Origin of the sequence: Vibrio coralliilyticus ATCC BAA-450, assembly GCF_000176135.1 — a bacterium.
Classification (GTDB): domain Bacteria; phylum Pseudomonadota; class Gammaproteobacteria; order Enterobacterales; family Vibrionaceae; genus Vibrio; species Vibrio coralliilyticus.
On sequence record NZ_ACZN01000016.1, the window covers coordinates 735,922 to 749,764 of the forward strand.

The following is a 13,843-nucleotide window of genomic DNA, read 5'->3' on the forward strand; positions in this document are numbered from 1 at the left end:
AAAGTGATGACTCAGTACGTATCTAAACCTATTAATAAACAAGGATTTGTCGACTGGAGTAGCGAGGAAGATCAGATCTGGCACGATTTGGTTTCTCGTCAGTTGGACTTAGTGAATGAACGTGCCTGTAAGGAATATTTGCGCGGTTTGGAGTTGCTTGATTTACCAATAGATCGAGTTCCACAACTGCCTGAAATCAATAAAGTTTTGTTAAAAGAAACTGGCTGGCAAGTTGAGCCTGTCCCAGCGTTAATCAATTTTGACCGTTTCTTTGCCCTATTAGCGGATAAAAAATTCCCGGTAGCGACCTTTTTGCGTTCTCGTGAGGAGTTTAATTATCTGCAAGAGCCGGACTTTTTCCACGAAATTTTTGGTCATTGCGCCATGCTTACCAACCCAGAGTTTGCCGAGTTCACTCACACTTATGGGCAACTCGGACAAAAGGCCAGCAGTAAAGAACGTGTTTATCTAGCAAGACTTTATTGGTTCACGGTTGAGTTTGGTTTGGTTAAAGAAGGCTCTGAAAGCAAAATTTACGGTGGTGGTATCCTGTCTTCTCCTGGCGAAACACTGTATGCATTGGACGATGAACGTCCATTGAGAGAAGGATTCGATATCCTGACGGTGCTACGTACCCCTTATCGCATCGATATAATGCAGCCCGCCTATTTTATTCTCAAAGATATCAAGCAGCTGTACAAACTGAGCAAGACAGATTTAATGTTTCATGTACACCAAGCGATGAAAGAGGGGTTGTTGCCTCCATTGTTTGAACCTAAGGAAATAACACATGCTTAATGAACTACGTTGTGAAGCTTGCAGCAGTGACGCTGTAGCACTAAATAAAGAAGAACAAAGACTCCTGCTTACTGAGCTTAACGACTGGCAGCTTATAGAACGTGATGGTATTCCTCAGTTGGAAAAAGAATACAGGTTTAAAAACTTTAAACTCGCGTGGGCGTTCGCTGACAAAATCGCTGAGTTGGCCGAGGATGAGTTCCACCATCCATCCATTTTATTGGAGTGGGGGAAAGTGACCGTAACGTGGTGGAGCCATTCTATAAAAGGCTTGCACCGCAATGATTTCATTTGCGCCGCTAAATGTGACAAATTGACGGACTAATTCTGAATAGGCCTGAAGCTCTCCCTCCCTATTTGGGGTTTCAGGCCGCTTTTGTTGTAATGAAAAGGTGTCATAGATTCTCACTATGGTTATCCTACTCAATAAAGCCTCTCCACACAGAGTAATCTTTGCTCAAATTATAATTAATATTAAGTAAGAGCGGAGTTTATTTTAATAAATTACATCGTCAATGTTGGTTCATAATACTGTCATATTTGCTTTTGATGCCGATTTTAACTATCCATTTGGCTATTTTTTGTATGATTGTGCTGATTTTGGTTTTATTTTTGGAGACCTTGTTTTGTGAATATTTGTAATTTAAAGTTATGATTTCAAATGTAAAAGTAAATTTTTGAGTTTAACGAATATTTGTTTGACAGGTTTTTGTTCTGAAATATATTCTGTCGCCGTTGCGAATAAATGGTATTTAATACGGCTGGTCGCAATCAATAGAATGCTAAATAACAAACAACTAATTCTCAGGATGAAATGATGAAAAAACTACTTGTAGCAGCGTGTCTTGTAGCCACTTTTTCTGGTCAGGCTTTGGCGAGCGAAGAGCCAAGCCTAAGTGATAAACTAGCGCCTAAAGTTGAACAGCTAGCAAAATCTACGTTGAGTTGGGAGGGCACGGAACTGCCTGCGTATGGCAAGGGAACACCTGAAATTACTGTCCTGAAGATTACTATCCCAGCCAAAGCACAGCTTCCATTACATGAGCACCCAGCAATCAACGCTGGTGTTTTAACCAAAGGTCAATTGACGGTTATTACTCAAGATAAGGTTGCAGGCAAGAAAGAACTGAAAATGAAAGCGGGTGATTCACTTATTGAAGTGGTGAACACCTGTCACTACGGTCGCAATGAAGGCGATGAGCCAGCTGAAATCATCGTATTTTATGCAGGTACCAAAGATCAGGTTGTCACCACGCCTAGTAAGCGATGTGTGTGATAAGAAAGGCTGCTTTTAAAGCAGCCTTTCTTTTTGTGTTAATTCTCGGGAAAATCTAAGGCGGCCTTTTTTAATATATAATTGTTCTAAGCGAGCGCTTGTCATCAAATGTGATAGAGATCTATTCTAATTACGCAAGGTGATGGGGTTCCACCTACTTAACCGCCACTCTGGCTGATGACTCCTACAGAATACGAAAACAAGTGATTCGTCGATAGACAGTCTGCTTATACGCAGGTCGTCGGTTCTGTAGCAGTTAAATACACAGCCAAATCTCGCTTGTTTTCCGAAATAAAGGAAAACGCCATGCAATACTCTTCTGAAATTCAATCCATGTGCCCGATTCAACGCGGGGAATTACATCCATCAGCTCCTATTCCCGTGGAAGGCAAGATGATTCGTCCGAAAGAAGTCATTGCTATCTCAGGCCTGAGTCATGGGGTTGGTACTTGCGCCCCGCAACAAGGGGCCGCAAAGCTAACGCTCAATGTGAAGCAAGGGATTATTGAAGAAGCGTTAATCGAAACTATTGGCTGCTCAGGCATGACGCATTCTGCTTCTATGGCAGCGGAAATTCTCACAGGCAAAACCATTCTGGAAGCACTGAATACTGACTTGGTGTGCGATGCCATTAACGTTGCAATGCGAGAAATTTTTCTTCAGTTTGTCTATGGACGGACACAGTCGGCTTTTTCTGAAGGCGGATTAGAAGTCGGAGCGGCACTTGAAGACTTAGGCAAATCACAGCGTAGCCAAGTAGGTACTAGCTACTCAACGATCGCTAAAGGGGTCCGCTATATGGAACTGGCTGAAGGTTATGTTACTAAACTTGCACTAGATGAAGGAAATGAGGTTATTGGGTACCAGTATCTGAACTTGGGCAAGATGATGGCAGACATTGAGCAGGGTCTGGATGCGCAAGAAGCCATGATACTGGCGATGGGCAGTTATGGCCGGTTTGAAGAGGCCAGTAAAGTCATCAACCCACGTACTGCTTAATAGGAGCTTGCCGTTATGAATGTTTCAATGACTCAATTACTTCAAGAGATGAACTTATCTTCCATCGAGCAAGCTCACGACTACTGCATGAGCTTTGGTATTGACCCTAAAAAAATCGTGTTGGAGACTCAGCCCATAGCCTTCGATAATGCTTGTGACGCCTATACTTTGGGGTCCGCACTTGCTATTAGCCGAAAAGCTCAGACAGCGGTAGAAGCAGCAAATATCATAGGAGAGGGTTTGCAGGCATATTGCAAACCAGGCAGTGTTGCAGCGCAGCGAGAAGTTGGGCTTGGGCATGGAGCGTTAGCTGCTCGCTTGCTCAGTGAAGAAACCCAGTGTTTTGCATTTTTGGCGGGGCATGAATCATTTGCCGCTGCAGAAGGGGCGATTAAAATAGCGCTCAATGCCAATAAATCTCGACAAACACCGCTGAAAGTTATCCTGAATGGCCTAGGTAAAGATGCAGCTTATCTTATTTCTCGTATCAACGGTTTTACCTATGTTCGAACAGAGTTTGATTACCAAACCAATCAACTGATCGAAGTTGAGCGTAAGCGTTTTTCTGAAGGCGCACGAGGCGATATCTTGTGCTTCGGTGCCGACGAAGTACGTGAAGGTGTTGCCATCATGCATCGAGAATTGGTAGATGTCAGTATCACGGGCAATTCAACCAACCCGACACGCTTCCAGCATCCTGTCGCTGGTATCTATAAATCGGAATGCAATGCTCTGGGTCGCCACTACTTTTCAGTCGCCTCGGGTGGTGGTACAGGTCGAACTCTTCACCCAGACAACGTTGCAGCAGGTCCTGCGTCGTATGGTATGACGGATACAATGGGAAGAATGCACGCAGACGCCCAGTTCGCTGGCAGTTCTTCAGTACCTGCCCACGTCGCAATGATGGGTTTTATCGGAATGGGTAATAACCCTATGGTGGGAGCAACCGTTGCATTAGCTGTGGCAGTGGAACACCAACTTCATCGTTAGGTTGAGCTCATGGTTGATCTGTTCTGAGGCTTTAGTGTTGATGCTGAGCTTACTTGTTTATATCCCAAGAGGTGTTCAACTTGAAGAATGTTTGTATTGGTTAAGCCAATCCGTGAGTTGTTCATAGGGCATAGGTTTAGCAAATAGAAACCCCTGTTGTTGATGTACATCTCTTGACAGTAGATACGCCGATTGCTCAGCAGTTTCTACTCCTTCAGCAGACTGGTGAGGTGATGTTTGTTGAACGGTGTCTAAGTCTTTGACGCATTTGATACCTGAACAAAAAATTGTGGTGAAAGGATTGAAGTCGGCAGTGGCGGCGAACCATTATTCACCAAACAGGTGTGATTTTCCTTAAAAGTGGTGTTCAGAAAACTTCATAATGTTCAGGGGTTATCATTGTTGGTTTTACTAAGGTACTGATATTAAGTGGAATTGTCTCTCATTGGTTCATTGTTGAGGTTTAATGTTAATTAATCATTTGTAATCTGATTGAAGTTTGTGGAATCTCGTCGCCCTTGTCACGTTTACGGTGGCAGCTTAATTGGTAGGAAATAGGGGCGATGAGCGTTGGATGTATTAATCATCAGTGAATATCCGCTGATATGTACGACAATACGAAATACGATAGTATCGATTTGCGAAGATCCAAAGATCTTGGCGTGTTCCCACCCTCAAGCCTCTAAACTTTACAGGCGCCATCAAGTAAAACATTTTTGGAGCCAAGGCGCGCCAGACTTAATCTTGTTGGATACTGATAGCAAACTTAGTTCAGAACGTGATATCGAAGTACTATGTTCTCAACTTTATACGGGTTCTTTGTTCGAAAAGGGTGGTCGGCTGGTACTGTTGGGTAACGACAGAAAACTAGGAGACGTCTTTGGCTTAGAGTGTTTGGATAAGCCTTTCTCTATCAATCAGCTTAGGGAATTTGTGAAGCCTCAACTTAAATATGTCCGTGAAGTTGACCTGCGTAAATTGGCGAGCTGATCATCCAGAATGTTTCATAGTTTGAGTTCTTCTATAACCTCGATTTCTCTTTGGTAAGTTTTAATCATCACATCAATTTTCTTTTGGAGGCTTTCGGTCTCTTTTTTCAGAGTAACATTTACGTTCATATAATGCTGACTGGAAGAGCTGTTTATCTTGAGTTCAGCTTGGTTGCAGTGAGTGTATATGTTTTTCCATTTGTCGTAAGCTCGATCTATGATCGAAGACTGTTTGTGAATGGCAACACTCTCTTCTCGAAGGCGTGCTACAACAATAGTGGCAGCCTGTGAATGATTGAGGATTCTCTTTTGGTGTAGCTCGTTTTTGGAGTCCCACAAAGCAGACAGTTCCTCTGTGCTAAATTCTTGATACAGAAAAGCTTGTTGTTTGTGGAAAGCTAGGAATTTATTGAATTTACTGGCTTTTTTGTTGTACCAGGACTCTACCTGCTTTTGAAAGTTGAGGGCTTGATTCCACGTATCTTCACGACAATGCTCACTTACACCTTTAATTGGTAAAGTGATCAGCATAAATGCCGCTACAGTGAGATATAGCCCGTGCCATTTCATATTAGCTATATTGTTCATGAAAGATGGCTTAAGTATAGATAAGACACTAACACGATATGAAAAAGATACTCATGGTTGTTCTTCTGCTGCTTGGCATTGCGTGTGCGGGTGGTGGTTATTACATCTTCTACTTAAAGCCGCAACAAGATGCGGCTGCTGCGGCTGCAATGATGGAAGAAAATAAAGAGCCACCACCAGAACCGGTAAAAGAGGAAGCGCCACCACCACCGAAACCCGAAGTGACGGACTTTTACGTCAGCCCTCCTAAACTCGGAATTAGAGAATATCCGAGGTATGACGCATTCGTCGAAAGTGTGGCCTATCGCGGAGATAAACTGCATATTCTTGAGAAAAAAGACGGCTGGGGAAGAATTTCTCCTTACTATGTCTATGAAGAGGGTGGTGAAGAAGTGGCTGAATGGGTGCCAATGGAAGCCCTGCTGGAAGTGGCCCCAACCATTACCAAAGAGGAGCGGGTTGAAACCGTCAGCAGCTATATAGAAAAATCAGACGATTTCAAACAGCACTTTGAAATGTTTGTGAAAAAGACAGATCAATTGCTCAAAGAAAAAACGTGTGAACCAGAGGACTTTGAAGAAACCAGTGGTTGGATTCGTTCTTTGACGTTTGAGCAAAGAGATGTCTACTTTGTATACTGCGGTGGGTTAAAGCAAGCAAACAAGATCTATCTGGACGCACAAACCGGAGAGATATTCTATCGCTAGCGACAGATAACTCAGGTGTTTTACTGATTTTAATCAGTTTGGTTTAGCGGTTAAATGTGCAATATTAGGTTTTAGAACATTTTAGTTGTTTGTAGACAGACTTGGACTTACCATCCAGTCGTCCTCTAGTATTGGTGTCGTGAATGGCTCAACGTTTAATCAAATTTTTCTGGCTTACTTTGCTTACGATGGTGTTACCAACGCAAGCATTGGCGTATTTTGCGCAAGCTGAAAATGAAGCCAGCGCACGCTTAAATCGCCATACAGCTCATGCTTTACCTCAATCCCAAGCGGATTATCAGACTCTGTTTGAAGAGTCACAACAAGAAGAAACATCTGAAAGTCCGGTGTCACAGTCTGAAATTGACACCGATGTTTTGGCCATTGTTCAGTTTAATCGCTGGAGCTTATCTGATCGTAATTCAGAGGAAGGAGAAGCTCCGGGAACCAGCGATGGCCATTATTCCAGTCAGGCGTCTCTGCCTCTAAATAGTCTTTACTCTTACCCACTGGGCCAGAATGGCTGCTGGGTCGAAAACTCTTTCACTTCAAATCATCGCATCTCGGGTTGGAAAGAATCCAACGCGCTGTATGTGGCCCTGAACGCTCAATTCGTCTAACGACTTCTATCAAATCTGTAAGACAGGTGTGGTTAGTTTTATCGGCTAGCTTTAAGCCCTTTGGCACCTCACTTATCACCTCTGCTGTTTAGCCATCTTACGCATTGGCACAAAGTAGTCACCTTCTTACAGATTCGATCCATTGTTTTACGACTGACCAAACTTAAGAGTCAGATGACTTTCTGTACCTATTCAGCTAAGACTTTGATTGGGTACTGCATGTAAAGATATAACTATGAAGAAAAATACGCCTAAAACGAAACATGCGAGAGTGATGAACCGCTACTCCGCATGGAAATACGCAGTTCTGATCGTGACAGTTATTGTGCTTGCACTCAGTGCGATCCCCACATGGTACGGTGAGCAACCTTCCATTCAGGTGACAACGTCACAAAAAAATAAAGTTATCGACAATCCAGTCGAACTAAACCGCTACTTGGAACAACGAAACATTCACGCTAACGAGATTACTCAGCAAGAGAACTCAACCACATTGGTGTTCGATAACGAAACCGATCAAACCCATGCACGCGAAGCACTGAATGGTTTATTGGGTAAGCAAGACGCCATTAGCTTCTCTTACGTGTCTGTCGCACCAAAATGGCTAAGTGATATGGGTTTCAGCCCAATCAAGCTCGGTTTGGATTTACGTGGTGGTGTGCAATTCTTATTGAATGTAGATGTAGACAAAGCCTTCGAAGAGCAGCGCAACACTATCGTTGATGAAATGCGAGACATGCTACGCCAAGAGCATATTCGAGGCGTTAAGTTTGCCCAAGTCGGCGTGGATGGGTTCGACCTGAAAAGTAATTCAGGTGAGGCTTTAACTAAGTCTGCGAACTATATTCGTCAAAACTATCCAGGTTGGGACATTAAGCGTCATTCAGACTACCTAGCAGTTAAGCCGACAGTGCAGAACAAATCTGAGTTTCAAACTGTCACTATCAAGCAAAACCTGAAAATCATGCGTGATCGTATTGAAGAGCTTGGGATCACGGAAGCTTTGGTACAGCGTCAGGGTGAGCACAGCATCCGCATTGAACTGCCGGGTGTGCAAGATCCCTCTCAGGCGAAGAACGTCATTGGCGCGACGGCGACATTAGCCTTCCATGAAGCGAAATCGCCATCCGAAGGTGTGTCCTATGGCGACATTGTGCTTAAGGACAACGATGGTCGTGATGTTGTGCTGTCAAAACGCCCTGTGTTAACCGGTGAACACATCGTTAATGCGCGTGCTGGCGTGGACAAAATGGGTTTCTCAGAAGTTAATATTTCGCTGGATCACTCGGGTGGTAAAACCATGAGCGACTTCTCCGGCAAGCATATTGGTAAGCCAATGGCGACCGTGTATCGAGAGTACACCACCAATGCTAATGGCGAGACAGAACGTAGCGAGAAGGTCATCAGTGTTGCAACCATTCAATCCCAGCTAGGTAGTCAGTTCCGAATCACAGGAGCGGGTTCTTTAGATGAGGCACAGAACTTAGCATTACTGCTGCGTGCAGGTTCATTAACTGCTCCTGTCACGATTGTTGAAGAGCGTACCATCGGTGCATCGCTAGGTGCAGAAAACATTGAAAATGGTTTTGCCGCGTTAGCCTTGGGCATGGCGATGACACTGACGTTCATGGCATTGTGGTACAGACGTTTGGGCTGGGTGGCCAATGTTGCACTTGTGGTCAACATGATTAGCCTGCTGGGCTTAATTGCTTTACTACCGGGCGCTGTATTAACACTACCGGGTATCGCTGGTTTGGTATTAACCGTGGGTATGGCGGTTGATACCAACGTCCTGATATTTGAAAGGATAAAAGATAAATTGGCGGAAGGGCGAACTTTTGCTCAATCCATCGATTTGGGCTTTGGGAGTGCGCTGAGCACCATTCTTGATGCCAATATCACAACGATGATCACCGCGGTGGTTCTGTATTCAATCGGTAACGGCCCAATTCAAGGCTTCGCTCTGACGTTAGGGCTTGGACTGCTAACCAGTATGTTCAGTGGCGTGTTTGCCTCTCGTGCAATTATCAATTTAGTTTGGGGACGCGATAGCCGTCGTGATGTAAGGGTTTAATTATGGTTGAATATCTAAAACAAAATATCCGTCGTATCCGTTACATCACCAGCTTTGTTTCGGTTGCACTCATGGTTATCTCTCTGGGGGCGTTCGCAGTAAAAGGCCTCAATATGGGGTTGGACTTCACCGGAGGCATGGTGACAGAAGTTCAGGTGGACAAGAACCTGAATAACAACGACTTACTTGAAGTTCTTCAGCCTTCATTAGGTGAATTTACTTCAGTGACGCATTCTGATCAGGATGGTCGTTGGATCATCCGTTACCCAATTCCAGAAGATGAGGCGACGGCACCAGACATCACATCTGTACTGTCTGGGGTCTCTCATCAGGTTGATGTAGTCAGCAATAGCATGGTGGGTTCGCAAGTCGGACAGGACTTGGTAGACCAAGGTGGACTGGCTTTGCTGATTTCGATGCTGTGTATTCTGGGCTATTTGTGTTTCCGATTTGAATGGAGGCTTGCGAGTGGCTCATTGCTTGCTCTACTGCATGATGTCGTATTGGTATTAGGTTTCTTTGCTGCGACACAAATGGAATTCAATTTGACCGTGTTTGCCGCGATTTTGGCGATACTGGGCTACTCATTGAATGACTCCATCATTATCGCAGACCGAATTCGAGAGTTATTGGTAGCAAAACAGAAGACGCCTACAGACGAAATTAACGACCAAGCGGTAATCGCGACGTTCTCTCGAACCATGGTGACTTCAGGCACAACCTTGCTAACGGTGTCCGCTTTATGGATTATGGGCGGCAATGCACTTGAAGGGTTTGCAATCGCGATGTTTATCGGCATTCTATCGGGCACTTGGTCTTCTATCTCTATTGGTACTGTGCTGCCAGAGTGGCTTAAACTTGAGCCTAAACACTACCTTCCAGTCGAAGTGGATTCAGCGCCTTAACACTCATTGAAAGTGAAACTTACACGCCCTGTAACAAAGTTATGGGGCGTTTTTGTTTTGGTCACTACTGAAAGTCAGGTAGTGTATGAATATAGATTAATAACGTTCTCGGCGATTGAGAGTATGGGTACAGACAACGAACTGTCACAAATGGGCAGCGCGAAAGTCCGTTTGATAGAAAGGCAAGGGCAGAGATACATTCAGAAACAAGGCGTTAACGAAATAGAGCGAGGTTTCTATTTTACTGCTGCTAAAGTGTTGAGTGAACGAGGAGTGCATTCACCTTCTCTTGTCCAAGCCGAAGGTGATTCCATCGTCATAGAGTACATTCCTCATGCTGTAACATTGGAAGAACTAACCCGTTCAAGCCAAGTGTTTAGTCAGATCGCGGCTATACACCAAACTCCAATTGATTCAGACTGGACGCTTAAACAGCATAGCTGGAGTGACGCGGCTCTACGTACAGCGTTTCGGCTCCTATCTCTCAACTCTCAAGAACAGAGCGTGCTGAAAAAGTTGCAGTCCCAAAGTGACATCATTTTTGATTACCCAACGCTCTTATCTGGCGATACCAACGATGGTAACTGGGGGCGCAGAGAGAATGGGGAATTGGTGTTGTTTGACTGGGAACGCTTCAGCACGGGTAGCCCAGCGATAGATCTCGTTCCTTTAATTAAAGGGTTAGGGGATGAAGAAGCCATGCTGCGTATTGTAGATAGGTATATGGATGTACATAAAGCGATGCCAATAGAGGAATTGTTCCGGCATGTGATCATTGCTAAAGCTTGGATAGTGGTAGAAGTCACGAATCTGCTGTATGAACGCCAAAAGCCTCAACTTCAAAAATATCTAGATTGGTTCAATGCGAATCTACCCAGATGGATTCGAGGCGTTGAGGCTCTGGTCTAATTGAGATTAGTTTGTTGAAGAGGCAAGGAACTCTGTAAAGCGCTGCCAAGATTTTTCATCTGCTTCTTTTCGATAACGTTCACTGCCAAATACAGTAAAGGCATGAGGAGCACCGCTGTAGGTGATCATCTCATGGGCTACGTTCTGGGCTTCTAACTCGCTTGCCAATGCTGCGAACTGTTCCATTGGGATCGCACTGTCAGCAGTACCATGCAAAACCAGTATCGGAGCGGTTGTCTCTTGGTAAGATTGACCTTGAGGTGTCTTTAACCCGCCATGAAAAGTTACAAAACCTTTGGCATTCATCCCAGCTCGTGCAGATTCCAATACTGCAGCGCCACCAAAGCAATAACCCATAACAACGGTATTATTGGCATTGCCGCCAAGAGTGGTAGCATAATCTAAACTACCTTGCATCAAAGCTCTTAGTTTGTCTCTATCTTTATACAGCTCACCTGTGTGCTGCTTTTTATCCTTTACTTCGGTTGGTCGAACGCCTTTCCCAAATAAGTCTGCAGCGAAAACGTTGTAGCCTAAATCATTGAGCATCTTAGCTCTCTTCATCTCGTAGTCGGTTAAACCGTCCCAGTCGTGAACGAGTAAGACTAATGGTGCATCGTCACTGACTTTTGCCCAGTAACCTTCATAATCATTACCATTTACATTGTAAATTTTATTTTCGCCCGCAGTAGCAAATACGCTGACAAGCGCGAGAATAACCGTTAACTGTATCTTCATAACTACCTCCGTTAGTTTAGGTAGTGTAGTCACAAAACGATGCATTGGTGTTTTTAATAAGTTTATTTTGTGATGATGTGTCAGCGCTTGTTTTGAAGCAGCTTAAAGTTAACTGACACTGCTTTATTGACTTGATGGCTTATAGAGTGTTTTACAATTAATATTAATTCTATTGCTTTTATCTCGATAGTTTATTTTTATAATATTTAATTTCCTATATTTATTATGTATGTTTGGTGGTTTTTTATACGGATATAATGCTTTTTTACGAATATTAAAGATATATAAACCTTAATTAGATTATTAACCATCGGTTTTTGCTCACGCTTTTAGTATTCTGTACAGTTGCTGTACTCATTGTTGTTATTGCCATGCTGTCGGCATCAATAAATGTTTAAAGTGAAGAAAAGGTCATAAAAACTCCGTTTTTATCCCTAACTTATGTGTAGAAAGAGGCATAAATATAAAGTGCCCATTATCGAAATTCTAAACTGATTTCGAAATTATAAATAAATACAGAAATAAAATTGGCAAGGATAATGATTACAATTAATGGATCTTTCGAGGTTGATCTTGAAAAAGGAATCGTAAAAAACACAGAAACAAATTACATCGTTAGCTTAGGAGTAAATGAAATTGAATTACTAAACTACTTTATAGATAACTCTAATACTTTACTGTCCAAGAAGGACTTGTTGGACCATGTATGGACGCGTAAAGGTGTGTTTGTCGAAGAAAGTAGTTTAATGAATGCGCTGTCTTATTGTAGGAAAGCGTTTGACGATAAATATGGTAAGGTCATTAAAACTGAGCGTGGTAAAGGCTATCGATTTGTTGGCGAAATTGATAGTGCCGAGCCTCAGCAAGTCATTGAGCATGAATGCTTGAAACCTATAGAGAAAGATACGAGCAGCTTTGTAGGAAAACTGAACGTTCGGTGGACCATATTTTATATCGCTCTCTCAGGTGTATGCTTCTCAGCGGGTATGTACGCCAGTGCAGCTTTCAAAGGGTTCAAAGGGCCAGATACCGCAAAAGATTACTCGTATCGGATATATGATTCGTGTGCGTACATCTCTAAATCTAGCGGCAACAGGAAAGACTTTGGTCGTTCTGCGGTGATAACAAATGATGGTATCTCTATCATCATAAATGAAGAGCTGGAATCACTGAGTTTTCCATCGAATATTGCTGAGGTGATCTGTGAATAAGGCGGTGCTCGCGTTGGTTTCAGCGCTGCCATTCATCACAGGCTGGTATTATCACTCAGAAAGTTACGGGCGTTTATCTGGTGTTTACTATTCAGATACTGAGTCTCATGTAGCGACCAAGAGTAAAACAGAAGATTTGATGCTGAGGCTGCGAACTGAGTTAGAGTTAAACTCGAATAGTATGTATGAGCTCAATCTGTATACAAGAAAGAAAAGTGGCTCTTTTACAAAAGGAGTCTACGTATATGACAATTATCGTTTATCGCTTTATGAACAAGAGCATGTTTCGTTTCAGCCGTCGGATCGAGACATTCCATTTAGTGAAAAAGTGGTCATTGGTCCAGGTACAATGGGCAGAGAAAATATGACTGTTGTTCCAATAGAACGAGCCAACAATGGTTTTATATTGTTCACAGAAAGAGCAGCGTATCTATACCACAAAGTCGACTAAAGGCTCAGGCTCTGGGTAATATGCCCAGAGCAGGCTGCTCACAATAAAAATCCCTTCTTCTGTAAACCTAATCTCACGAACAAATCACAACCTTTAATGACGTGTTGGGTTCGCTGCTAGAACTCTTGAGTTCTTTTCATGTATTTGTTTTTTAGACCGATGATGATCCTGTCGACAAAGAACGCAATCGGCATAACGAATGCTAAGAAGGCGATCCCACGAGTTGACGGCGATAAATGATGCTGGGCGAGGATTAGAGCCAGTAAAACGATAGAGCCCAAAAAGGATATGACTACCATAAAGCGATATTCGTTTTCTCTGCTAAACAGTAGAAGCAAGCCCAAGCACAGTGGGCTGAAAAGGATAGCTGCGGTTATCACTAGCTCTCGAATCTCGGGAACAAATAAAGACACTCCTGCGTAAATTGCCACCAAGTACAACACCCAAAAAATCATGACTACTCCTTATCTTAGATTGGGTGGATATTGTTTTAGTTTTAGACAGCTAAGACAATTTACATAAGATTAATTAAGTTTAAATGTCTTGATTAAACTTGAGTTTGTTGAACAGGTTGAAGAGCTTGATATG

16 protein-coding genes and 1 riboswitch are annotated in these 13,843 nt (G+C 43.2%); of the genes, 13 read left to right on the top strand and 3 right to left on the bottom strand.

Features of this window, described 5'->3' with window-relative positions:
- Positions 1-6: 6 nt before the first annotated feature.
- The 6 genes from phhA to VIC_RS26750 all read left to right on the top strand — a co-directional run bounded on the left by phhA (position 7) and on the right by VIC_RS26750 (position 5,053).
- Complete coding sequence (gene phhA, locus VIC_RS14465; RefSeq protein WP_006960729.1) at positions 7-798, top strand: phenylalanine 4-monooxygenase; 792 nt, start codon at positions 7-9, stop codon at positions 796-798.
- On the top strand, positions 791-1,123 hold the full coding sequence (locus tag VIC_RS14470; RefSeq protein WP_006960730.1) for a 4a-hydroxytetrahydrobiopterin dehydratase: 333 nt from the start codon (positions 791-793) through the stop codon (positions 1,121-1,123). The genes phhA and VIC_RS14470 overlap by 8 nt, the downstream gene beginning before the upstream one ends.
- Before the next feature lie 492 nt (positions 1,124-1,615).
- Positions 1,616-2,074 carry a cupin domain-containing protein gene (locus VIC_RS14475; protein WP_039951973.1) on the top strand — a complete coding sequence of 153 codons (459 nt, stop codon included), beginning with the start codon at positions 1,616-1,618 and terminating at the stop codon, positions 2,072-2,074.
- Positions 2,075-2,203: 129 nt separating this feature from the next.
- Positions 2,204-2,268: riboswitch (Fluoride riboswitch) on the top strand.
- A 112-nt stretch (positions 2,269-2,380) separates the two neighbouring features.
- Entirely contained in the window at positions 2,381-3,073 is a 693-nt protein-coding gene (locus VIC_RS14480; RefSeq protein ID WP_006960732.1) for an iron-sulfur cluster assembly scaffold protein, read from the top strand.
- Positions 3,074-3,088: 15 nt separating this feature from the next.
- Complete coding sequence (locus tag VIC_RS14485) at positions 3,089-4,063, top strand: GGGtGRT protein (protein WP_006960733.1); 975 nt, start codon at positions 3,089-3,091, stop codon at positions 4,061-4,063.
- A gap of 570 nt (positions 4,064-4,633) precedes the next feature.
- The gene (locus tag VIC_RS26750; protein WP_144397600.1) at positions 4,634-5,053 is read left to right on the top strand and encodes a hypothetical protein; all 420 of its coding nucleotides are present in this window, start codon (positions 4,634-4,636) and stop codon (positions 5,051-5,053) included.
- Between the two features lie 14 nt (positions 5,054-5,067).
- Here the strand turns inward: VIC_RS26750 and VIC_RS14495 are convergent, their stop codons facing one another.
- Positions 5,068-5,583 (bottom strand): hypothetical protein, encoded by a 516-nt coding sequence (locus tag VIC_RS14495; protein WP_236612182.1) that lies wholly within the window; start codon positions 5,581-5,583, stop codon positions 5,068-5,070.
- A gap of 95 nt (positions 5,584-5,678) precedes the next feature.
- Between VIC_RS14495 and VIC_RS14500 the strand changes: the two genes are divergently transcribed.
- From VIC_RS14500 to VIC_RS14520, 5 genes are all read left to right on the top strand, one after another.
- Entirely contained in the window at positions 5,679-6,347 is a 669-nt protein-coding gene (locus tag VIC_RS14500) for a hypothetical protein (protein WP_171347296.1), read from the top strand.
- Positions 6,348-6,490: 143 nt separating this feature from the next.
- Complete coding sequence (locus VIC_RS14505) at positions 6,491-6,967, top strand: hypothetical protein (RefSeq protein ID WP_006960738.1); 477 nt, start codon at positions 6,491-6,493, stop codon at positions 6,965-6,967.
- A gap of 235 nt (positions 6,968-7,202) precedes the next feature.
- Complete coding sequence (gene secD / locus VIC_RS14510; protein WP_006960739.1) at positions 7,203-9,041, top strand: protein translocase subunit SecD; 1,839 nt, start codon at positions 7,203-7,205, stop codon at positions 9,039-9,041.
- A 2-nt stretch (positions 9,042-9,043) separates the two neighbouring features.
- On the top strand, positions 9,044-9,946 hold the full coding sequence (gene secF / locus VIC_RS14515; RefSeq protein ID WP_006960740.1) for a protein translocase subunit SecF: 903 nt from the start codon (positions 9,044-9,046) through the stop codon (positions 9,944-9,946).
- A gap of 123 nt (positions 9,947-10,069) precedes the next feature.
- A complete protein-coding gene (locus VIC_RS14520; RefSeq protein WP_039951975.1) occupies positions 10,070-10,855 on the top strand; it encodes a phosphotransferase family protein in 786 nt (261 codons plus the stop codon).
- A gap of 6 nt (positions 10,856-10,861) precedes the next feature.
- Here the strand turns inward: VIC_RS14520 and VIC_RS14525 are convergent, their stop codons facing one another.
- Entirely contained in the window at positions 10,862-11,593 is a 732-nt protein-coding gene (locus tag VIC_RS14525) for a dienelactone hydrolase family protein (protein WP_006960742.1), read from the bottom strand.
- A gap of 539 nt (positions 11,594-12,132) precedes the next feature.
- On the opposite strand from VIC_RS14525, the gene VIC_RS14530 reads away from it, so the two are divergent.
- Both VIC_RS14530 and VIC_RS14535 read left to right on the top strand, forming a co-directional pair.
- Positions 12,133-12,804 carry a winged helix-turn-helix domain-containing protein gene (locus tag VIC_RS14530; RefSeq protein ID WP_006960743.1) on the top strand — a complete coding sequence of 224 codons (672 nt, stop codon included), beginning with the start codon at positions 12,133-12,135 and terminating at the stop codon, positions 12,802-12,804.
- Positions 12,797-13,255: a hypothetical protein gene (locus VIC_RS14535; protein ID WP_019274412.1), complete on the top strand. Its 459-nt coding sequence runs from the start codon at positions 12,797-12,799 to the stop codon at positions 13,253-13,255. Before VIC_RS14530 ends, VIC_RS14535 begins: the two co-directional genes overlap by 8 nt.
- Positions 13,256-13,371: 116 nt before the next feature.
- On the opposite strand, the gene VIC_RS14540 is transcribed toward VIC_RS14535, so the two are convergent.
- Entirely contained in the window at positions 13,372-13,710 is a 339-nt protein-coding gene (locus VIC_RS14540; RefSeq protein WP_006960744.1) for a hypothetical protein, read from the bottom strand.
- Positions 13,711-13,843: the final 133 nt, after the last annotated feature.